This window comes from Pontibacter sp. BAB1700 (genome assembly GCF_000277005.1).
GTDB lineage: Bacteria > Bacteroidota > Bacteroidia > Cytophagales > Hymenobacteraceae > Pontibacter > Pontibacter lucknowensis.
In genome coordinates, this window is the sequence record NZ_AKIS01000027.1 from 1 (window position 1) to 20,486 (window position 20,486).

At 50.2% G+C, this 20,486-nt stretch carries 21 protein-coding genes, 1 pseudogene and 1 riboswitch; of the genes and pseudogenes, 15 read left to right on the forward strand and 7 right to left on the reverse strand.

Annotated elements, in window-relative coordinates; all coding sequences use genetic code 11:
• Positions 1-9 precede the first annotated feature (9 nt).
• From nadD to O71_RS03935, 4 genes are read right to left on the reverse strand one after another with little or no spacing between them, the layout of a single operon-like run.
• Positions 10-582, reverse strand: a complete 573-nt coding sequence (nadD, locus tag O71_RS03920) for a nicotinate (nicotinamide) nucleotide adenylyltransferase (protein WP_007653445.1) — start codon at positions 580-582, stop codon at positions 10-12.
• Positions 579-1,163, reverse strand: a complete 585-nt coding sequence (gmk, locus tag O71_RS03925) for a guanylate kinase (RefSeq protein WP_007653446.1) — start codon at positions 1,161-1,163, stop codon at positions 579-581. Before gmk ends, nadD begins: the two co-directional genes overlap by 4 nt.
• Before the next feature lie 6 nt (positions 1,164-1,169).
• Positions 1,170-1,451, reverse strand: coding sequence for a zf-HC2 domain-containing protein (locus O71_RS03930; RefSeq protein ID WP_007653447.1), 282 nt, complete (start codon positions 1,449-1,451; stop codon positions 1,170-1,172).
• A gap of 25 nt (positions 1,452-1,476) precedes the next feature.
• Complete coding sequence (locus O71_RS03935; protein WP_007653448.1) at positions 1,477-2,070, reverse strand: sigma-70 family RNA polymerase sigma factor; 594 nt, start codon at positions 2,068-2,070, stop codon at positions 1,477-1,479.
• Positions 2,071-2,307: 237 nt separating this feature from the next.
• Here O71_RS03935 and O71_RS03940 point away from each other — a divergent pair, with 237 nt between their 5' ends.
• The 6 genes from O71_RS03940 to O71_RS03965 all read left to right on the forward strand — a co-directional run bounded on the left by O71_RS03940 (position 2,308) and on the right by O71_RS03965 (position 8,708).
• Positions 2,308-3,882 (forward strand): glycosyltransferase, encoded by a 1,575-nt coding sequence (locus O71_RS03940; RefSeq protein ID WP_237717698.1) that lies wholly within the window; start codon positions 2,308-2,310, stop codon positions 3,880-3,882.
• A gap of 273 nt (positions 3,883-4,155) precedes the next feature.
• The gene (locus O71_RS03945; RefSeq protein ID WP_192811628.1) at positions 4,156-6,171 is read left to right on the forward strand and encodes a two-component regulator propeller domain-containing protein; all 2,016 of its coding nucleotides are present in this window, start codon (positions 4,156-4,158) and stop codon (positions 6,169-6,171) included.
• Positions 6,140-6,715 (forward strand): histidine kinase dimerization/phosphoacceptor domain -containing protein, encoded by a 576-nt coding sequence (locus tag O71_RS03950; protein WP_007653456.1) that lies wholly within the window; start codon positions 6,140-6,142, stop codon positions 6,713-6,715. Before O71_RS03945 ends, O71_RS03950 begins: the two co-directional genes overlap by 32 nt.
• 59 nt (positions 6,716-6,774) lie before the next feature.
• Complete coding sequence (locus O71_RS03955; protein WP_192811629.1) at positions 6,775-7,083, forward strand: sensor histidine kinase; 309 nt, start codon at positions 6,775-6,777, stop codon at positions 7,081-7,083.
• Positions 7,084-7,113: 30 nt separating this feature from the next.
• On the forward strand, positions 7,114-7,854 hold the full coding sequence (locus tag O71_RS03960) for a LytTR family DNA-binding domain-containing protein (RefSeq protein ID WP_007653458.1): 741 nt from the start codon (positions 7,114-7,116) through the stop codon (positions 7,852-7,854).
• A gap of 122 nt (positions 7,855-7,976) precedes the next feature.
• Complete coding sequence (locus O71_RS03965) at positions 7,977-8,708, forward strand: glycosyltransferase family 2 protein (RefSeq protein WP_192811630.1); 732 nt, start codon at positions 7,977-7,979, stop codon at positions 8,706-8,708.
• 62 nt (positions 8,709-8,770) lie between these two features.
• Here the strand turns inward: O71_RS03965 and ahcY are convergent.
• Positions 8,771-10,079: pseudogene (ahcY, locus tag O71_RS03970) on the reverse strand (adenosylhomocysteinase).
• A 163-nt stretch (positions 10,080-10,242) separates the two neighbouring features.
• On the reverse strand, positions 10,243-10,932 hold the full coding sequence (locus tag O71_RS03975; protein WP_007653460.1) for a DUF4397 domain-containing protein: 690 nt from the start codon (positions 10,930-10,932) through the stop codon (positions 10,243-10,245).
• A gap of 134 nt (positions 10,933-11,066) precedes the next feature.
• Here O71_RS03975 and O71_RS25105 point away from each other — a divergent pair, with 134 nt between their 5' ends.
• From O71_RS25105 to O71_RS03995, 6 genes are all read left to right on the forward strand, one after another.
• Positions 11,067-12,167 (forward strand): RsmD family RNA methyltransferase, encoded by a 1,101-nt coding sequence (locus O71_RS25105; RefSeq protein WP_007653462.1) that lies wholly within the window; start codon positions 11,067-11,069, stop codon positions 12,165-12,167.
• The gene (locus tag O71_RS27035; RefSeq protein ID WP_007653464.1) at positions 12,116-12,262 is read left to right on the forward strand and encodes a hypothetical protein; all 147 of its coding nucleotides are present in this window, start codon (positions 12,116-12,118) and stop codon (positions 12,260-12,262) included. Before O71_RS25105 ends, O71_RS27035 begins: the two co-directional genes overlap by 52 nt.
• 293 nt (positions 12,263-12,555) lie before the next feature.
• A complete protein-coding gene (locus O71_RS03985) occupies positions 12,556-12,987 on the forward strand; it encodes a hypothetical protein (RefSeq protein ID WP_007653465.1) in 432 nt (143 codons plus the stop codon).
• Between the two features lie 135 nt (positions 12,988-13,122).
• Complete coding sequence (locus O71_RS23670) at positions 13,123-13,296, forward strand: hypothetical protein (RefSeq protein WP_155800488.1); 174 nt, start codon at positions 13,123-13,125, stop codon at positions 13,294-13,296.
• Between the two features lie 212 nt (positions 13,297-13,508).
• A complete protein-coding gene (locus tag O71_RS03990; protein ID WP_007653466.1) occupies positions 13,509-14,786 on the forward strand; it encodes a hypothetical protein in 1,278 nt (425 codons plus the stop codon).
• 17 nt (positions 14,787-14,803) lie between these two features.
• Positions 14,804-16,255, forward strand: coding sequence for a TonB-dependent receptor (locus O71_RS03995; RefSeq protein WP_007653467.1), 1,452 nt, complete (start codon positions 14,804-14,806; stop codon positions 16,253-16,255).
• 1 nt (position 16,256) lies between these two features.
• On the opposite strand, the gene O71_RS04000 is transcribed toward O71_RS03995, so the two are convergent.
• Positions 16,257-16,853, reverse strand: coding sequence for a DNA-3-methyladenine glycosylase (locus O71_RS04000; protein WP_007653469.1), 597 nt, complete (start codon positions 16,851-16,853; stop codon positions 16,257-16,259).
• A gap of 189 nt (positions 16,854-17,042) precedes the next feature.
• A riboswitch (cobalamin riboswitch) is annotated at positions 17,043-17,247 on the forward strand.
• A 102-nt stretch (positions 17,248-17,349) separates the two neighbouring features.
• On the opposite strand from O71_RS04000, the gene O71_RS04005 reads away from it, so the two are divergent.
• From O71_RS04005 to O71_RS04015, 3 genes are read left to right on the forward strand one after another with little or no spacing between them, the layout of a single operon-like run.
• Positions 17,350-17,850 (forward strand): TonB-dependent receptor, encoded by a 501-nt coding sequence (locus O71_RS04005; RefSeq protein ID WP_081490434.1) that lies wholly within the window; start codon positions 17,350-17,352, stop codon positions 17,848-17,850.
• Complete coding sequence (locus O71_RS04010) at positions 17,850-19,262, forward strand: TonB-dependent siderophore receptor (RefSeq protein WP_040573596.1); 1,413 nt, start codon at positions 17,850-17,852, stop codon at positions 19,260-19,262. Before O71_RS04005 ends, O71_RS04010 begins: the two co-directional genes overlap by 1 nt.
• A 22-nt stretch (positions 19,263-19,284) precedes the next feature.
• On the forward strand, positions 19,285-20,412 hold the full coding sequence (locus O71_RS04015; protein ID WP_007653472.1) for a DUF5074 domain-containing protein: 1,128 nt from the start codon (positions 19,285-19,287) through the stop codon (positions 20,410-20,412).
• The last annotated feature ends 74 nt before the right edge of the window (positions 20,413-20,486 follow it).

Below are 20,486 nucleotides of genomic sequence, written 5' to 3' on the forward strand. Positions count from 1 at the left end.
GTGCATTATTTACAGGTATAGCTTGTGCACCTTGATATACTCTGCCACCTCGTCTGGCACCATATACTTGATTGACTTTTCCTCCTTGATACATTTCCGAATAAATGTAGCCGATATATCCAGCACAGGAGCTTTGATGAAAGTCACATTGGGCATAGCCGGCAATTCGGTGGTAACAGAGCCAGAGCGCGGGTATACATATACACGGTGATATTCCAGTATACGATCATAGTTCTTCCATTTCGGGAAGAGTGGCAGATTGTCCTCCCCCATGATCAATACAAACTCGTAGCTTGGGTACTTTTCCTGCAGGTAGGTAAGCGTGTCGATGGTATAGCTCGGCTTGGGCATGTTGAACTCGATGTTCGAAACGCCTAGACTTGGGTTATCAGCCACGGCCAATGATACCATGTGCAGCCGGTCAAACTCGTGCAGCAGCGTATTGCTGGGCTTGAAGGGGTTCTGTGGCGACACCACCAGCCAAACCGTATCCAGGTCTGTGTTATTGGCCATGAAATTAGCCAGTATCAGGTGCCCGATGTGAATGGGGTTAAAGGAGCCGAACAGCAGCCCTACTTTCATACGATGGCCGGTTCAGCGTTCAGAAACTCGTTTACCAGTTTTTCTGCCTTAGAGCAGGCTTCTTCCAGATTGTCGTTTACGATCACCTTGTCGAACTGGTCTTCGAACTTCATCTCAAACTCAGCTTTGAATACACGGCTCGAAATGCTGGAAGCAGAGTCGGTGTTGCGGGCCTGCAGGCGCTTGGCCAACTCCTCTATTGAAGGCGGCTTCACGAAAACCGCCAGTGCTCTCTCTTTGTAAAAATGCTTTATACTTAGTCCCCCTTTTACATCCACGTCCAGTATCACGTGTTTGCCACTTTCCCAGATACGTTCTATTTCAGATTTCAAAGTGCCGTAGAAGGCGCCTTCGTATACCTCTTCCCACTCTACGAATTCGTCTTTAGCGATCTTCTGCTTAAATTCTTCCGGTGTTATGAAGTAGTAGTCTTTTCCGTTTTCTTCGGTGCGGCCGCGCTTGTCGCGTGTGCAGGCCGAAATAGAGAAGGCAAGTAGTGGGTTTACCTGCAAGAGGTGCTTTACAATAGTAGTTTTGCCGGCGCCGGAGGGTGCCGAAAAAATGATAATCTTTCCTTGCATCAGAGGTTATACAGTTTCTTGAATTCTGGCTTTAATGGACAAAGCTAAGCTTTCCGGCACAATTACGCGCTTAAGATGACCACTTACAAGCCCTTTGAGGAGTTTTTGCTTTTGATGGCTTTCGAAGCAGGGAACGCACTCTTCGATGTGAGTATTAAAGTAGGACTGCTCTTCTGTGGAGGCTTCTCCATCAATCATCAGGTCCAACAACTTGGCAATCTTGTCGCATTCCGACTCATGCCCGTCTTCAGAAAGTTTCTGGTGCGCTTCTGTAAATTTCGATTCCATCTTAACTCAAACTCTTTAGGTTATTCTAACTGTTATATCCCATGCTCTTCGCATACTTTTCCAACTTCTCTTTCAAAGAGTTACGGGCACGGTGCAGCCTGGAGCGCACGGTACCTATAGGTATATCCAGAATTTTAGCCATTTCCTCGTAGGTGAAGCCCTCGAGATCACATAAAATGATCACGGTTCTGAAGTCGACTGGCAATGCGTTCAGGGCACTGGCCACCTCGTCGCCAATCAGGTCCTGTACACTTTCGGTGCGCATGTCGGTGGTGGAGGCCACGCCGCCTTCGCCTTCTACGTCGTCCGAATTGTAGTACCCCTCGACCTCACTATAATCTACCTTGGCAGGCTGTTTGCTCTTTTTCCGGAACTCATTAATGAAAGAGTTCTTCAGGATTCGGAACAGCCAGGCTTTTGCATTAGTTCCTTGTTCAAAGTAATCGAAAAAGCGGTATGCCTTCAGGTAAGTCTCCTGTACCAGGTCATTGGCATCATCTTCATCGAGGGTGAGCCTGTAGGCAAAATTGTACAGAGGATCCAGCACAGGCAGTAGCTCCGCCTCGAACCGGGCATCTTTTTCCTCTTTACTCAACTGTTTACCTGTTTGCTCGCTCATTTGACTTGATTTTGTAATTTATAAAGTCTTAATCGCGTAATTATACGCAAATATAGAAATTTTAATTACATACCTTTCTAGCCGCCTTTGGGTTGCACGGGAGCTGTATTGGCATGCACAGGATAGGCAGCTACTCAGCCACTCTTATCCCTTTCTTTATTAGAAACATACGGATTTTCAGAACTTTCAGCAGTTCCTGAGCTTTTTTTTCATTGATTTAGGTGTTAAAGCTTAATTTTGCAGCTCCAACCACTTAGGGAGTTCCCATACATGAGCCAGCCAATATCGGTTACCATCCTGACTAAAAACAGCCAGCAGCATCTCAGTAACTGCCTGCATTCCTTGCAGCGCTTTTCGGAGGTAATTGTACTGGACAATGGCTCTACAGACGAAACTTTAGCTATTGCAGCACGCTTTCCGAATGTACGCATTGTGGAACACGCTTTCCTTGGATTTGGACCAATGAAGAACCTGGCCGCACAGCACGCTGCCCACTCGTGGGTTCTCTCCATTGACAGTGACGAAGTGCTTTCGCCTCAGCTAACAGAAGAAATCCTACAACTCGACCTCCGCGACACACACCAGGTATACAGCTTCCTGCGCCATAACTTTTACGGCACAAAGCACATCAAAGCTTGCGGCTGGGATAATGACTATGTACTGCGTCTTTACCACAAAGGCACTACCCGCTTTGCTGATCTGCCCGTGCACGAGTACATTATAACAGATGGCTTACAGGTACAGGCTCTGCGTGGCACCATGGATCACTATTCCTTCAACAGCATATCGCAGCTGATTGCCAAGATGGACCAGTATACCACACTCTTCGCCAAAGAAAAAAGGTTCCGGAAGCGCTCCTCTCCTGCCATCAGTTATTTCAAGTGGGCTTTCTCGCTTTTCAGGAACTATGTGCTGCAGCGTGGGTTTCTGTATGGGTACGAAGGTATGGCCATCTCCTTCTCGAACGCCAACGGCACTTTTTACAAATACATGAAACTGCACGAAGAGAACCAGCGCCTGGGCATCAGCCTGGTCATAACAACCTATAACTGGAAGGAAGCCCTAGGCACAGTCCTCCGTAGTGCTTTTCAGCAGAGCGAGCTCCCGCGCGAAATCGTTGTGGCCGACGACGGATCCCGCGAAGACACACGTGCTCTTGTAGCGCAACTAGCGAAAGAGTCGCCGGTACCGGTGCTGCATAGCTGGCAGGAAGACCTGGGTTTTAGAGCTGCAGAGAGTCGCAACAGAGCCATTGCAATGGCAACCGGTGAGTATGTGGTGATCATTGATGGGGATATGGTGCTGCATCCTGACTTCTTAAAGGGCCATCGTCGTGCTGCCCGCAAAGGTTATTTTACGCAAGGAAAGCGTGTGCTCCTGAGTCCAGAGTTGAGCCAGAAGCTGTTCAGTCGCGGTCCTTCTCCCATTTCGCCTCTTTCATCGGGTATAAAAAACCGGTTCAATGCTACTAACTCGCCTTTTCTATCAAGGCTGTTTAGCAAGGACAAGGCCGGCATCGCTTCGATCAAGAGCTGCAATATGGGCTTCTGGATGGAAGACATTGTGCGCGTCAACGGATTCAATGAGGATTTTGTAGGCTGGGGACGAGAAGATAGTGAGTTTGCAATCCGCTTGCTAAACAGCGGCACGAAGCGGCAAAACCTTGCTTTTGGCGGTGTAGCCTATCATTTACATCATCAGGAGAACTCCCGCCAAAGCCTGGCAGCTAATGACGCACTCCTTGAGAAAGCCATTTCTGAAAAAAGCACCTTTTGCCCCAACGGCATCGATAAGCACTTTCACAAAAAATAAGTATCTATACCCTTCTTGCCAATGCCTATACCTGTTGCCTGGGATCTCTGCAACAGGTATAGGCATTGATTTTTATTAAGCCTTCCACACACAAAGTAATTTTATAACATCAGGTATAGCCTGCAGGCAACAAATTTACAGCTTTAGAGTAATGTAAATATTAAGCTATTTTTTATTACAAAATAAATTAACTTCCTGTGTTGTCACTTCTAACGCCCTTGCTTCCGGATGCGCCTTATTGCTTTTACACTCTTACTGGCAGTTTCTTTAAACTTGCAGGCGCAACAGTTCAACTTCCGAAACTGGTCGCTTGAGCAGGGCTTACCGCAATCTCAGGTGAATGACATCCTGCAGGATCACAAAGGGCAGCTCTGGCTAGCTACGCTGGGGGGGCTCAGTCGCTTTGACGGGTCTACCTTCCATACCTATACCAAGCGCGATGGCATGAGCAGCAACAGTATAAGCTGCCTGCTGCTCGACAGCCGCCAGCGCATCTGGATCGGGACTACTGATAAGGGTTTGATGCTGCTCACGGGCAATAACTTTTATGCTTATGACCTGGAGGCTGGCCTGCCGCCCGGAGGGGTCTACAGTATAGCAGAAGATAACCAAGGCACTATATGGGCAGCAACAGACAGTGGCGTTTACTACCTGGCCAAGAATGCATTTATGCAGCACACTGAATTACCGCCCATCCGTTACAATGACGTGCTTTTCACAGCCACAAACGAGCTCTGGGCAGGGAGCAACTCCCAGGGCGTGTACAGCATCACATCGAAAGGAACAACTAATTATACCTCCGCCAACAGCTCCCTGCCCTATAACAGCGTTAATGTGCTAAACCAGTCACCTGACGGTACTATTTGGATAGGTACTGCCAACGGCGCGGCAACTTTCCGGCAAAACAAGCTGGAGCACTTTGAGCTGCCGGCAGGTATAACGAGTCCGAATATAAGAGACTTCACAACTGACAACTACGGTCATCAATGGTTAAGTCTGAACCTGAATGGCGTGCTTAAATACGATGGCAAAGAGTTTCAGCACCTGACCCGCTTCAGCGGTCTGCGCACAGACAGAGTCAACTGCATCACAACAGATCGTGAAGGGAATATCTGGATTGGAACAACTGGCCATGGCCTGATGCAGTACCGTAACCCCTGGTTTGTACACTTTTTTGATATGGGACAGGTGAAGGAGCCTGTTATATCAGCTCTGGCGCAAGATACCAAAGGCAGGGTGTGGTTGGGTACTGATGACGGCTATGCTGCTTATATGGAAGGAGGTATTTTAAACTGGCTGCAGACTGATATTTGGCCCAAAGGCACCACCCTGCATAGTATGTGGGTAGCACATGAAAATGATGTGTGGGTATGTACCAGCAAAGGCCTATACCGTTTGGGGCCCGGCAAAGTAACACATTACAGCACGGCGCAGGGGCTGCCCTCAGCAGAGGTGTTTCAGGCTATGCTCATGCGAAATGGTGACCTGCTACTCGCAACTGCCGCCGGATTGGCTGTTCTGCCCCCCAACCAGCAATTTATTAAGCCATTGCACAAGCCACAGCTTACAGGCAATGTGTATGCCCTACATCGTGACAGCCAGGGCAGAATATGGGTTGGTGCCGAAAAAGGTGTGTTCCGGTACGAGAACAACGCCCTGGCCGCCGCCAAAGGACTGGGCGAAGCTGGCTTTCGTGAGATCCGCACTATTGCAGAGGACGAGTGGGGCACCCTGTACTTTGGCGGTTTCAATTACGGCATCATGGCCTGGCATGACAAGTGGAGGGCTCCCAAGGTATACAACTCCCGGAACGGACTGCCCAATGAAGGTATAAAGAGCCTTTTTGTTGATAACACCAACCACCTGTGGGTCGGCACCAGTCGGGGCGTACTAAAAGTGCAGCTTGATCAGCTACTTACCCGGGGGCGCATCAGCATCCGGTCGTATGCAAATCAGGAGGGGTTTCGGGGTCTTGAAGTCAGCAACAAGGGTATCACCCAGACGCCAGACGGTACCGTGTGGTTTGCCACCGCCAAAGGCCTGACCATGTACCTGCCTGACATGGACAGGCGCAATCAGGTATACCCCAATACAATCCTGACCAATATCATGCTCTTTCTGAAACCCACTGACTGGGCGAGCATGGGTTATGCGACAGACTCAACTACTGAGCTCCCTGTAAATCTTCGGCTCCCACACCATCAAAACCACCTGACATTTGACTTTCATGGCATATCACTAACCTGCCCCCGACCGTGTGCGCTACCGCTACCGCCTCAAAGGACATGACGACCATTGGTCTGCTGTCACGGATCATTCCTTTGCCACCTATGCCAGCCTCGACCCGGGTACCTATACCTTTCAGTTACTCGCAGCCAACAGCGACGGCTACTGGACGCCTAGTCCTCTTACCTATACCTTCACCATTGTACCTCCGGTGTGGCGCAGAGAGTGGTTCATCGTGCTACTGGTACTCATAGCCACCGGCGCAACGATCAGCCTGATCAGGCTGCGCGAAAGAAGTCTGGTAAAAATGAATACGCTGCTCGAACATAAGGTACAGTACCGCACACAGCTGTTGGAAGAAAAAAACCGCGAGAAGGAAATCCTGTTAAAAGAGATCCATCATCGCGTTAAAAACAATCTGCAGATCATTATGAGCATGCTCAACCTGCAGGCCCGCCACGTACAAGACCCGAATGCACTTGAAGTCATGCAGTCAGTCAGAGGCCGGGTGAGATCGATGGCTATTCTGCACGAGCGCCTCTACCAGCACGAAGACCTGGCCTCTATTGATTTGAACGCCTACATAGAAGATATATGCGAAGGCTGAGCGCCACATACGGCACCAAAGAGCGCCATATCAAAATCAAGCTCGATATACCTACTATCATGGTGGAGGCAGACACAGCCCTGTCATTAGGGCTGATTGTGAATGAACTTGTTTCCAATTCTATTAAATATGCCTTCCCCAACCGTTATGGGCAAGTCGCTATTTACCTAAGGCCAGAACACGAAAACGCTTATACCCTGACAGTACATGACGACGGCGTGGGCTTACCTACCGACTTTCAGGAACGGCGCAAAAAATCATTTGGTCTCCAACTGGTGTCCTCACTGGCACGAAAACTTGGAGGCAATATCGAATTCCAAAATAATAATGGTACAAAATCAATATTGTATTTTGTTTTGGCATCGTAACTAGCTAATTTTACGTATGAGATTAATGCTATGACAAAACCAAAAATTCTTATTTCGGAAGACGAAATTATAATCGCAGAAGACCTGGCTGCCTGTTTGGAAGAGCTAGGCTACCAGACGTGTGGCATCGACTCCGGTGCGAACACTCTTGAGATGATCCGGACCCTGCAACCAGACCTGGTGCTGCTCGATGTGAACCTGAAAGGTGATGCTGACGGGATAGAGATCGGCTCTAAAATACGGGAGGAGTTTGACATCCCTTTCATCTACCTGACCGCCTATGCCGACAAAGCCACACTGGACAGGGCAAAAAAAACGGAACCCGATGGGTTCCTGGCTAAACCCTTTGACGAGAAAAACCTGCGTTCTGCCATCGAGCTTGCCCTTTACAAACACGACTCCGGGCACAAAGTAGTGGACAACGGCGCAGGCAAAGCCCCCAAAGAAGCCGAGACACAGACTGATTACATCTTCGTAAAGGTAAAGCACCGCATCATCAAGGTACAGTATAGCGACATCCTGTGGGTAGAGGCCTATGACAACTACTCTTTCATTGTCACTGTAGATCAAAAGTACCTGGTCAGCTCTACACTCAAGGACATGGAGCACAAGCTGCCTTCCGGCAATTTTGTGCGGGTGCACCGCTCTTATATTGCCAACCTCGACAAAGTAGAGGCACTGGAAGAAAACGCAGTCGTGTTCTCCAAAGGAGAAGTCCCGATCGGTAAATCCTACAAGAAGGCCCTGATGTCGCGCTTCAACATCATCTAATAGCAAAAATCACCAGTCATACGTGAAGCTACAGGTTGCCCTGACTCTGAAATATATACAGAGCCAGGGCAATTAATTTAGTGCTCCCCCTATCTTTGTGCATTCACACTGTTTAAATGAATATGCCTAAGGGAATTACCGTCGTTATTACCAGTTGCAACCGCTTCGATCTGCTGGAGGCTACACTGCAAAGCTTCTTCAAATTCAATACCTACCCCGTTGAGAAAGTCCTGATCATAGAGGATAGCGGAGACGGCAAGGGGCTGGAGAGCGTACTGCGCAAATTCAGCTACGACAAGTTTGAGACGATTGTAAACCCGGAGCAGCTCGGCCAGCAGAAGAGCATCGACAAAGCCTACAGCCAGGTAAAGACCGAGTACATCTTCCATTGCGAGGATGACTGGGACTTTCTGCGCAAAGGCTTTATTGAGGACTCCCTTGTATTGATGGAAGCTTTCCCGAAGCTGATTACAGTATGGGGCCGTAGTGCCGAAGAGTACCCTGCCGACTTTTTCAGCCCTACTGTGGCTGAGTTTGAAGGTATACGCTACCGGAAAGTTCAGAAAGATATCTTTACGCTTAACCCCAGCCTGAAACGCGTGAGTGACTACCGCCTGATGGGCAGCTTTGAGCAGTATACGCCGGGGCAGTTTGAGAGAGAGATCTCAGATTTCTACGCCGACCTGGGCTATACCGCTTTCATCCTGGAGGAGCCTTACACTAATCATTTGGGTTGGCATCGCCGCATCCACTTCCGCGACAAAGCCAACAAATACCTCAAACTCGACAACAGGTTTAAGCAGGCCAAAGCCTCGGTATACAAAATGCTGAAAATGGGAAAGTTTAAGAAATAGCTTATAAACAGGAAAGCCGGAGCTGATGCTCCGGCTTTCCTGTTTATAAGCAATACTCAAAATTAGTATCTGTAGTACTCCGGCTTGTAAGGGCCTTCTACTGTCACACCGATGTAAGCGGCCTGGTCTGAAGACAGTTCGTCCAGTTCCACACCAATCTTGCTCAGGTGCAGGCGGGCTACTTTCTCGTCCAGGTGCTTCGGTAAGGTATATACCTTGTTCTCGTAAGCTTCAGCGTTTGTCCACAGTTCGATCTGGGCCAGTGTCTGGTTAGAGAATGAGTTTGACATTACAAATGAAGGGTGACCAGTTGCGCATCCCAGGTTTACCAGGCGGCCCTCAGCCAGCACGATGATGTCTTTGCCTTCGATGTTGTACAGGTCTACCTGCGGCTTGATAGTATCTTTTTGTGTTGCCGTAGCTCTTGTTCAGCCAAGCCATGTCGATCTCATTGTCGAAGTGACCGATGTTACAAACGATCGCCTTGTCCTTCAGAAGACGGAACTCACGCTCTGTGATAATATCCTTGTTACCAGTAGCGGTTACAACAATATCAGCCTCCTTGATAGCATCAACCATCTTTTTCACCGCAAAGCCGTCCATGGCAGCCTGCAGGGCGCAGATTGGGTCGATTTCTGTCACGATCACACGGGCACCGGCACCACGCAATGAAGCGGCAGATCCTTTGCCTACGTCACCGTAACCAGCTACAACGGCTACTTTACCAGCCATCATCACGTCAGTAGCACGACGGATCGCATCTACCAACGATTCTTTACAGCCATACTTGTTGTCAAACTTAGACTTGGTTACGGAGTCGTTTATATTGATAGCAGGCATCGGAAGTGTTCCGTTCTTCATACGCTCGTACAGACGGTGAACGCCTGTTGTCGTTTCTTCAGAAAGGCCTTTCACACCCGGAGCAAGCTCAGGATACTTGTCGAGCACCATGTTGGTCAGGTCACCACCATCGTCCAGGATCATGTTAAGCGGCTTGCGGTCCTCGCCAAAGAACAGTGTCTGCTCAATGCACCAGTCAAACTCCTCAGCTGTCATACCTTTCCAGGCATAGACAGAGATACCAGCAGCAGCAATCGCAGCAGCGGCATGGTCCTGTGTAGAGAAGATGTTGCAAGATGACCAGGTAACCTCAGCACCCAGCTCTACCAGTGTTTCGATCAGCACAGCCGTCTGGATGGTCATGTGCAGGCAGCCAGCGATGCGGGCACCAGCCAATGGCTTGCTCGGGCCATACTCTTCACGGATAGCCATCAGACCAGGCATTTCAGCCTCTGCCAATCTGATCTCTTTGCGGCCCCACTCGGCCAGCGAAATATCTTTTACTTTGTACTTAAGTGTTGTATCGATCATATTTTACTTTTTTCTTAGGGAAGCACAAAATTACAAAATTTCTCACTCAACTTCAACATAATAGCACTACTCAACTGAAAGTCAATTAGTTTGAATATACCTTAAAAATATTGAGGCCTGTACCAATGGCACAGGCCTCAACCAGGTAGCGTCTTCTTCGTGGTTATCGGTTAGTAATGATCTCGGCACCAAGCGAGTTCGTGTTGTCAGCAGGTGGCGACACGAAACCTCTGGCAAATACAGTGTAGATGCGGCCACTGGCCAATTGCACGTTAGGCACGGCCAGCACTACAGTTTCTGTTCCGGCCAGTCTCACTTCCAGATCGTAAGAACCTGTCGGTACAGGGGTAAAAGGAGTCGCATCTTTGAATTCGCTGTTGCTGAACAGAACAGGTCCACCAGTTACGGCAATGTCTACTGCCGGGGCGTCTGGCGAAAGGTGCACAAAACGAACGTGCGCATTACCGGAGGCCGGTGCACTCAGGTCATCCATAAGCACCAGTGGCTCTATATTGCTCAACGTGTTGATCGCGAATACAGAGTAGTTCATGTTACGCTCCAGATCCAGGTTCGCATTGATAACTGATGTGTTAGTGCCAGCAGCATTTACTTTTATGTTTCGGCGACCAGCCGGCACTTCCAAATAGCCTGTATTATTTGGATAGGTAAGGGCTGCCGAATTCACTTTCTCATCATCCACCAATAAATCAACGCCCGGTGCGTCAGGTGAGGCGTGCACCACTAGTACATTCGCGTTTTCGATGACGGTCATGTCATCATCGTCATCATCACAGCTTGTTAGTACCATGGCTGGCAGCACCGCCAGCATCATGATTTTCATCCATTTCTTCATAGTAGTCTGATAAATTATTTATTAAAAATTTCTTTTAGCTGTGATTACAACCAGCAGGTATAGGGATTGTTTGCGGTTGGTCGTTTTTTATAAGAAAAACAGGGCTGATTAAATTTGTACCTTTGCAGTGTACCATGAAGCACTATACCCCGGAAGAGAAAGATTTTATACGGCAGCACCAGCACCGCCACCCGGCCGAATTAATGCTGCAGGCAAGCCGCTACCCACAGTTACCAGTGGCTGAACTGGTAAAGCAGATCCAGGCACGGCAAAAAGCCATTGACAAACTGCCGACCTGGGTAGCCCATCCGGATGTGGTATTTCCAACGGCTGTATCAGTAGAGCAGACTTCCTCAGAGGCAACTGCTGCCTTCAAAGCTTCGCTGATAAAAGGCAAGCTGCTCGTCGACCTGACAGGCGGGTTTGGGGTAGACAGTTTCTTTTTCTCGAAGCAGTTTGAGCAGGTGGTGCATGTGGAGCAGAACAGCGAACTTTCAGAAATAGCCACTTATAATTTCAAGCTGCTGGGTGCCACTAATATTGATGCTGTCAACTCCTCCGCAGAAGATTTTCTGCAGCAGTTTACTGGTAAAGCCGATGTGCTATACCTGGATCCGGCACGTCGTGGTGATAAACAAGAGAAGGTGCACCTGCTGCAAGACTGTGAACCGGATGTACTGCAGTTGCTGCCGGCGCTGTTTGAAAAAGCAGATGCTGTGCTGCTCAAAACCTCCCCCATGCTTGATATTGAGCTGGCGCTTGAGCAACTGGGTTCAGTATCCAGAGTATGGGTAATCGCACTGCACAACGAGTGCAAGGAAGTCCTATACCTGCTTCAGCCCGGTGCAAAGGCAAACCCCAGACGGTATGCGATCAACCTGATGCCAGACGGTAGCATACAAACGCTTACTTTCGATAAAGAGCAGGAAGAGCAAACGTCAGTCAGCTTCGCTGATCCAAAGGCCTATCTCTACGAGCCTAACTCCGCTATACTTAAATCGGGCGCCTACCGCAGTGTGGCCAGCCAGTTTGGCCTGCAGAAGCTACATCCTAACAGTCACCTTTATACCTCTGATCAGCTTATACCTGATTTCCCGGGCCGGGCTTTTGCCTGCCAGGCACAGGCCGATATAACAAAAAAGAAATCCTTGCCAGGCTCCCGCAGCGCAAAGCCAACATCACAGTGCGCAATTTTCCAGAGTCAGTGGCTGACATTCGCAAGAAGACAGGCATAAAAGAAGGAGGTGCAGAATACCTTTTCTTTACCACAGACATGCACCAGAAGCCGCTTGTGATCTTTTGCCGGAAAGCAATCGCCCCTGCCCTGTAATTTTTTTTTCAGATTTTTTATGGAGCTTTAATTTTGGCAGCTCTTCATAAAATCCTACCGCCTTTCTTTTTAGTCCTGTCAGATTACGCTCTCAATAGGTTCAGCCACAAATACATACATCTGATGTTATACTTACATAGCACTATATAACCATAATTGCTCCAGCCGGTTTTATTGCTATACCTGTTCCAACACTGACCTGCTTAAGCTGCTAACTGTTAAAACCTTAGTCCGTAAAACAGAGGGTCCCGTCTGGCACGGAGACACCATGTTAAACATAAAACTTGAAAGCTATGAAACGCAATAATGAAGAGAATCAAAATCAGAACAACAATCTGAATCAAAACAGAAATAATAATCAGAATCAACCGAGAAATGAATCAGGTGAGTTTGAAAGCACTTCTCGCTCCCAAAGCAATCCAATGAACCAGAGCGGCCAGCGATCGCAGACCAGCAGCAGCAACCAGGGCCAAGGTTGGCACGGTGACTCGCAAGGTCATGCACAGGCCGGCCGACAGAGCCATAAAAATGACAGCTCATCGTCATCTATCAGCAACAGTTCATCTCAGGGTAGCCAGTCCCAGGCCAGAAGCAGCAACCAGTCACAAGGCAGTAGCAGCCAAAGCCAGGGAAAAGGCTGGCACGGAGACTCAGAGGGACACGCACAAGCAGGGCGTCAGAGTAACAAGGACAACAACTCAGGCTCCAGCAATAATAACTCCTAATATAGTTTAGCTGAATATATTACAGAAAAGCCCGTGGCAGATGCTGCGGGCTTCCCTATTTACATCAACTAGCGTTCTTGAACTTCGTAAACTTAGTATAAGACACGATTTTAAACGAACTGAAATTTTAAAGCTATGAAAAACGAAAAAGAAAATAAGAACATGCCGAAAAATCAGCAGTCGGGCATGAATAAGCCTGGTAGCAAAAAGGACATAGGCAACGACCTGCACAAGGATGCGGTAGGGAAAAAGGGCTCTAACAACCCGACGCCACAGGCCCGCACAGACAACGAGCAGAAAAAACACTAACGATCGATTAACACTCACTCTAGGAGCCCCGGTTATACTGTGACCCAGTAAACAGCCGGGGCTCTTATTATACAGTCGCTCTCAAACCTGCACAGGCTTAGCTTTATGTTCAGCATTATTTTAAATGATTAATTAGACATAATAAGTTTTTTATTATATATTATTGGCTTAATATTTGATCTGTTCAAGTACCCATCAACATAAGCCAAGCTATGCGCAAACCTTTACTTTTCTTATCACTGCCTTTTGTCTTACTGCTGCTTGCTTTCAGCTTCAAAAAGGACAGCAACGACGACCTGATTACGCGCATTGCGCTCCAACTTCAGAAGTTCTATACCCTGCACCCACAGGAGAGCATCTACCTCCATCAGGACAAAGCGCTCTACAGCCTCGGCGAGACTATCTGGTTCAAAGCATATGCTTCTCAAAATACGACTGATAGCCTGAGCACGGTACTCTACGCAGACCTGGTAGGCCCTGACAACAAAGTGCGCCTAAGCAGGAAGCTGAAGCTGCAAAATGGCATGGCACACGGGGACTTCTACCTACCCGACACTTTATCAGAGGGACTTTACCAGCTCAGAGCTTACACGAACTGGATGCGCAACTTCGACCCGCAGTACTTTTTTACCAGAGAACTAAACATTGCCAGCCCTTCCCTTACGGAGGCCAAAGCTAGTATTACTTTCCAGACGCACACCTCCGCAGCCGGAGACTCCATCATCACCAGTCTACAGTTTTACAAGCACCCTTTTGAACCGCTAAAGAACCTGAAGCTAAAGACACAACTGGTGCTGGATGGTAAAAAAGGCAAGTCAGGTAGCCTGGAAACAGATGCGCAAGGTATAGCCCGGCTACCGCTTTTCTTCAGCAATGCCCAGAGTGGTAGCGTGAGGGAGGCCCTCCTGATCGTGCAGTCCGATGACAAGAGCAATCCGTTCCAGCGAAGCTACCGCCTGCCAGTGGGCCAACCAGCCCTCGACCTGCAGTTTTTCCCAGAGGGTGGACACCTCGTGGCAGGTATACCTTCGCGGATAGGTTTCAAAGCCGTGGACATAAGCGGCAAAGGACAGCAGGTAGCAGGCATGGTGCACGACCAGCAAGGCAACATGGTAATGGACTTTAAAAGTGAGCACCTGGGTATGGGCGCTTTTACGTTTATGCCCGAACCCGGCAAAACCTACACTGCGCAGGTACAGCTCCCCAATGGTCGCACAGCCAGGTATAAGCTGCCGGAGGCACAGCCTGAGGGCGTGGTGCTGCAGGTCGTACAGCATAGTGAACATACAGTAAACTTCCGGATAGAGCATAACTTCAGCAACCAGGCTACGCAAGGCCCCATGTATCTGATTGCGCATGCTGCGGACAGCCTTATTTTTGCGGTAAGAGCCAGCACCGACAAACCGGTACTGGAGTCAGCTATACCTGCATCCCGGTTCCCGGTGGGTTTGATCCACTTCACCCTTTTCAGCGCTGACGGCAAAGCCTGAGCGAACGCCTGGCCTTTGTGAACCATCCGCCACAGCTCCAGCTCAATATCACAACCGACAAGGCCATGTATGGCAAAAGGCAAAAAGTGACCTTGCAGCTCGAAGCCCGCGATGACAATGGCACGCCGGTAGTCGGCAATTTCTCGCTCGCCGTACGCGACGCCCTCATCGACCAGAACCAGCAGCCTTACGAAAACAACATTTACGCGCAGCTATACCTACAGGGTGAACTGAGAGGCAACATCGAGCAGCCCGCTTATTACTTTGACAAAAAGCAGCCACAGGCACGCCGCCACCTGGACCTGCTGCTGCTCACCCAGGGCTGGCGGCGCTTCAACTGGGACAACCTGCTACAGGACAAGCTGCAAACCACCCCACATCTTCCGGAGGAGAGTATTTCATTTTCAGGAAGAGTAGAAAAAGAGCTCGGCAAGAAGACACCTCAGAAAAGCAACCTGACGCTTATCTTCACGCCAAACACGGCTCCAAAAGACACTATACCTACACTGCCTAACCTGATCATGGCAGAGACGAACCCCGACGGTAGTTTCCGTTTTGTAGGGCTGGACTTTGAGGATACGTTGAAGGTCTTCATACAGGCGCGAACGCCAAAGGGCAGCAACAACCAGCTGATTCACCTGGATCGGACCACTGCCCCTATACCTAATTTTCAGGCATTGGAAGGAGCCACCCTATCGCCTGACCAAATAACAGCCTACCGCAGGCGCATGAGCGACTGGGCAAAGGCAGACCGCCAGCACCGCCTGACGACGGGTGCCATTCAACTGAAACAGGTAGACATAACAGCCAGAAAGCAGGAGTTCAGCAATGACCACCGCATTTATTTTAAAGAGAATGCAGATGCCCGTCTTGAGCTGGACAAGTTCACCGTGGTTTACCCAAATGTGCTGCAGTACCTGGCAGGCAGAGTCGCAGGTGTGCAGGTGAATGGCTCCGGCCTGGAAACTTCTGTATCGATACGCGGAGGGGGAGCGCCACTGTTTGTACTGGATGGCATGCGTGTCGAGCTGGAAACAGTCAATTTGCTTGACCCCTCGGACATTGAAGCAATAGAAATATTAAAGGGAGCCAATGCGGCCATTTTTGGTGCCTCGTCCGGCAACGGGGTGATTGCGCTCTTTACCAAGAGAGGCAACCCGAATTACAACTATGCAAATGAAAAATCACCCGGCACGATCAACTTCAAGCTAGCTGGATACAACAAGCCGTCGGAGTTTTATTCGCCACGCTACGATGTACCCCAGGACCGACACAACCTGCCCGACTACCGTAGCACCCTGCACTGGCAGCCCAATGTAGCCACCGATGCCAATGGGAAGGCGACTATTTCGTTCTTCACGTCAGATGTCATTACTGAGTTTGTGGCCGTGTGCGAAGGTATAGCAAAGCACGGAACGGTAGGCGCGACCTCCTATCGCTTCAGCAGCGACACACGGATACAGCCATAGTCTACTTTTTCCGGCTGACCCACTTGTTGCCCTTTAGCCAGAAGCGCCAAGGCAGCAGGGCATCATCGCCGGCGTAGTCTATACCTACACGGGGGCCGATAGCTATACCTTCAGCAGGTACGTCTATACCTTCCTCTATCCAGATGGTGTCGCCGGTGAGTGGTTCGCCGTAGTGGCGGCGGTCTATACCTAAGGCGATACTAAGCACGCCCGGCCCGGCAGTAAGGTTGGGTTTAGGGGTGAGCATATTGCGGCGCAGCAGCATTTCTTCTATGCCTTCTGTCGGCTCAATGGCCCGTACCAGCACGGCGTCGGCGCTTCCTTCTACATTGGTAATGATGTTAAAAAGGTTGTACATGCCATACACCAGGTATACATAAGCCACTCCGCCCTCGTGGTACATGATCTCGGTACGCTGGGTCCGGCGGTTCATGTGCGCATGGCAGGCCTTGTCGTTTGTGCCGGAGTAAGCTTCTGTTTCCACGATCATGCCTCCGGTGAGGATGCCACCGTGGTTCGTGTAGAGGTATTTCCCCAGCAGGTCCTGCGCCACCTGCACCACATCCGCTCGGGTATAAAAGTCTTTTCTGAGCTTCACTTTGTAATGAATAATGATGAATGAGTAGTTAATTCATAGCTGCCTGCAAGCAAATGATGAACAGGTATACGTGAAACAAGCTTATCGGCCAATACCTTATCCGCGCATTATTGTTCGTTATCATATGCTACTCACTAAATCTAATCGCTCATTCGTCATTACTCATTACTTGTTTCTTCGTTAAAACAATTACCTTTGCCTCAGATTGGTGGCCTTGTTGTTTCCGCGACAAAGCCTTAAAAGGGAAATAGGTGAGATACCTATGCTGTTCCCGCAACTGTGATCTTCTTAAAAAGGGGTTAGCCAAAACCACCGCCACTGTGCCGCACGACGCACGGGAAGGCTGGCTAACCTGAAGAGAGCCAGGAGACCTGCCAGTCCGACAACAATTAGTCGTATGCTTTCGGGTAAAAAGCTGCACGGCCTTCGCTATACCTGCGCGCGCTGTTCCTGCCTATACCTGCCTGCATGCTTCGGGATCTAAGCAAGCGTATACGTGGCAAAGTTTCATTACCGTCTTTTATCATACCTGGCCCTTTTGCTGGGTATAGCACCGGCTGCCGTGGCACAGCAGGATACAACGCTGTATCACTTGCGCACCGTCGAGATATTCGGCAAGCCCGCCGAGGTTTTTGCCTCCGGCAGCCGCGTGAGCACAATCGACAGCAGTTTCATCCGCACCTATGCTTCCGGCACCATAGCGGATGCCTTGCAGTCCCGCACACCGGTTTTTCTGAAAACGAACGGTGCGAGCGGCATTTCCACTCCTTCTTTCCGGGGCACCAGCGCTACGCATACTGCCGTGCTTTGGAACGGCCTCAACATCAGTCAGCCAGCCTTGGGGCAGAGCGACCTGTCCTTGTTGCCTTTGAGCAGTATCGGAAGCATTGCGGTGCAGCATGGAGCGGCAGGTGCTATGTATGGCAGTGGCGCGATCGGTGGGCTGTTTTGCTTAACTCCCCAACCCGGCAAGAACCCGGTTTTGGAGCAGATGTGATGCAGGAGGCCGGCAGCTTCGGCCGCTACTTCTCCAGCGCAGGCGTTCGCTACAGCGGCCAAAAGTTTTCTGTCGCACTGAGTGGCTATCGCCTGGCAGCAGAAAACGACTTTTCTTTCCGGGACTACGGTCGCATTGGAGCACCGGCTCGTCGACAGGACCAGGCACAGGTAGCACAGCATGGCTTTACGCAGGACCTGAGCTGGCAGCTCTCTTCCAACACCCGGCTTGCTTTGCATGGCTGGTATACCTTTGCCGACCGGGAAGTAGCTCCGGCGCTGGGCGCTGCCAACACCAATGCCGAACAACTCGACCGGAACCTGCGCCTGATGGCGGAATTGAACCACAGCAGCAACTGGGGCGAAACCTCCGTGAAAGCAGCCGTCTTCAATGATTACCTCCGCTACACCGACAATAACAACTACTCTACCACTGATATCAACACTTACCAGGTACAGGCTGAGCAGACCTATACCTATGCCCGCCGCTGGAGTTTGCGGGGTGGCCTTAATTTACAGCACTTTGACGCCAATGTGCAAGGCTATGGCAAACAAGTAACTGAAGACCGCGCTTCGGCTTTCCTGCTCTTCCGCTACGACCCCAGCAAGCGACTCGACCTGAGCCTGAACCTGCGACAGGCATTTGTGAAAGGCTACAACCCCACTCCAGCCCCCAACCTGGGCGCCAATTGGCTCATGCTGCAGCAGGGTAATCACCAGCTATACCTGAAGGGCAACGTGTCGGGCAGCTACCGGGTACCGACGCTGAACGAGCGCTTCTGGCAACCGGACGGTAATCCGGACATCAAACCGGAGCAAGGCTGGAGTTACGAAACCGGACTGCGTCACCGCTATACCCTGGGCAGTGTGCAGTTGGATTCTGAATTGTCTGTCTACCGCATGCTGGTGGACAACTGGATACAATGGATGCCGATCACTTCCAGCTATTGGTCTCCCCGCAACCTGCAGAAGGTTCGCTCACAGGGTATAGAACTCAGCAGTCGCGCCAGTACCGTAATAGGCGACTGGCTACTGGCTGCTACGGGCGCCTATACCTATACTTCCTCCGAGCAGGTAAAGGCCTACGAAGGAAACCAGGAACTGAACCAACAGCTTGCGCACGTGCCATTGCACAAAGCCCAGTTGGGTGCTGACCTTACATTCCGCTCTTGGACGCTCCTCGGCAACATCACACATACCGGCCTCCGCTATACCGATAACAGCAACGCCGGCAGCCTGCCTGGCTATACCTTGCTCAGCCTGGCACTGCACAGAAAGTTCAGCCTCGGTCAGTATCAGTTTGTCGCTTCAGTACGCAGCGATAACATAACCGACCGTGAATATACTGTGCTCGAAAACGTGCCGATGCCACCCCGCAGCTTTGCGGCCAGCCTGCGCTTTATCATACCTTAAATTATATACATACCTCAATAACATGAAAAAAATTACCCGCTTCCGCAGCTACTTCCTGTCAGCTGCCTTTGCCTTTAGTGCGCTCACTATCACTTCCTGTGACAAAAAGGACAACGAGCCGGCCGGAGAATATGCACGCAATGGTGTCCTGGTTTCCAATGAAGGTGCCATGACCAAATCAAACGCCTCGATGAGCTTCTACAGCCACGATAGCAAAACTGTGGAGAACGAGTCTTTTAAGAAGGTGAATGCTCCGCTTCTGCTCGGCGACGTGTTACAGCATATGGTACAGCATGGCGACAGACTATACCTGGTGATGAACAATAGCGGTAAGGTGGTAGTGACTAATGCCCACACCCTGAAAGCTGAAGGTGAGATCGCCGGTCTGGAAGCTCCCCGCTACTTTACGGCCCTGAACGATGATAAAGGTTATGTAACGGAGTGGCTTGGCTACGACCCGGCAACTTATGAATATGGCAACGGCCGTGTGGCAGTGGTAGATCTCCAAACGTTGACCGTTACCAAAACAATCACTGTAAGCGTGCAACCGGAGCAACTAATCCTGCAGGGTGGAAAGCTCTACGTAGCCAACAGCGGCGGCAATACGGTAACGGTAATCAACACGGCTACTGACGCGATAGAAACTTCTATCACCGTAAACGACGGCCCGAGCAGCCTGGCACTGGACCGAAACAACATGCTTTGGGTAAGTAGCCGCGGCATCAAGTCTTATGACCCAACCGACTGGTCTGTCAGTGAAGAAAACAGCACCCCCGGCTCCCTCGCCAAGATCAACACAGGCAGCAATTCGGTAGCCGCGACGCTCACCTTCACCAGAAATGCGCCATCTCCAGACAAGCTCACGCCAAATCAGAACGGAGACAAGCTCTACTATGTATTCAACAACAAGGTATGGGTGCAGGATGTCAACACAACTACACTGGCCACTCAACCACTCATCGACCGGGGCACCTATGTGCCATATGGCTTCAATGGCCTGGGTGTGGAACCTGGCAGCGGCACGATTTACGCTGGCAAGGCGACAGACTATGCCTCCAACGGTTGGGTAGTACGCTACAGCCCACAGAGCGGAGCTGCTATAGATTCCTTTAGGGTTGGTATTGCCCCGAACGGCTTTGTATTCAAATAATTAATCCTTTATCCCCAAAAGCACAATGCCCGGCCCTCTTATTGAGAGAGCCGGGCATTGTGCTTTTATGCCTG

Bases quoted from the DNA above. Each gene is read 5' to 3' on its own strand.
- O71_RS03930 (WP_007653447.1), bottom strand. From the start codon at position 1,451: ATGGAATCGAAATTTACAGAAGCGCACCAGAAACTTTCTGAAGACGGG.
- O71_RS03935 (WP_007653448.1), bottom strand. From the start codon at position 2,070: ATGAGCGAGCAAACAGGTAAACAGTTGAGTAAAGAGGAAAAAGATGCC.
- O71_RS04010 (WP_040573596.1), top strand. From the start codon at position 17,850: ATGCAGGAGGCCGGCAGCTTCGGCCGCTACTTCTCCAGCGCAGGCGTT.
- gmk (WP_007653446.1), bottom strand. From the start codon at position 1,163: ATGCAAGGAAAGATTATCATTTTTTCGGCACCCTCCGGCGCCGGCAAA.
- O71_RS03990 (WP_007653466.1), top strand. From the start codon at position 13,509: ATGCGCAAACCTTTACTTTTCTTATCACTGCCTTTTGTCTTACTGCTG.
- O71_RS03955 (WP_192811629.1), top strand. From the start codon at position 6,775: ATGGTGGAGGCAGACACAGCCCTGTCATTAGGGCTGATTGTGAATGAA.
- O71_RS03975 (WP_007653460.1), bottom strand. From the start codon at position 10,932: ATGAAGAAATGGATGAAAATCATGATGCTGGCGGTGCTGCCAGCCATG.
- O71_RS03985 (WP_007653465.1), top strand. From the start codon at position 12,556: ATGAAACGCAATAATGAAGAGAATCAAAATCAGAACAACAATCTGAAT.
- O71_RS04015 (WP_007653472.1), top strand. From the start codon at position 19,285: ATGAAAAAAATTACCCGCTTCCGCAGCTACTTCCTGTCAGCTGCCTTT.
- O71_RS03960 (WP_007653458.1), top strand. From the start codon at position 7,114: ATGACAAAACCAAAAATTCTTATTTCGGAAGACGAAATTATAATCGCA.
- O71_RS03965 (WP_192811630.1), top strand. From the start codon at position 7,977: ATGCCTAAGGGAATTACCGTCGTTATTACCAGTTGCAACCGCTTCGAT.
- O71_RS25105 (WP_007653462.1), top strand. From the start codon at position 11,067: ATGAAGCACTATACCCCGGAAGAGAAAGATTTTATACGGCAGCACCAG.
- nadD (WP_007653445.1), bottom strand. From the start codon at position 582: ATGAAAGTAGGGCTGCTGTTCGGCTCCTTTAACCCCATTCACATCGGG.
- O71_RS23670 (WP_155800488.1), top strand. From the start codon at position 13,123: ATGAAAAACGAAAAAGAAAATAAGAACATGCCGAAAAATCAGCAGTCG.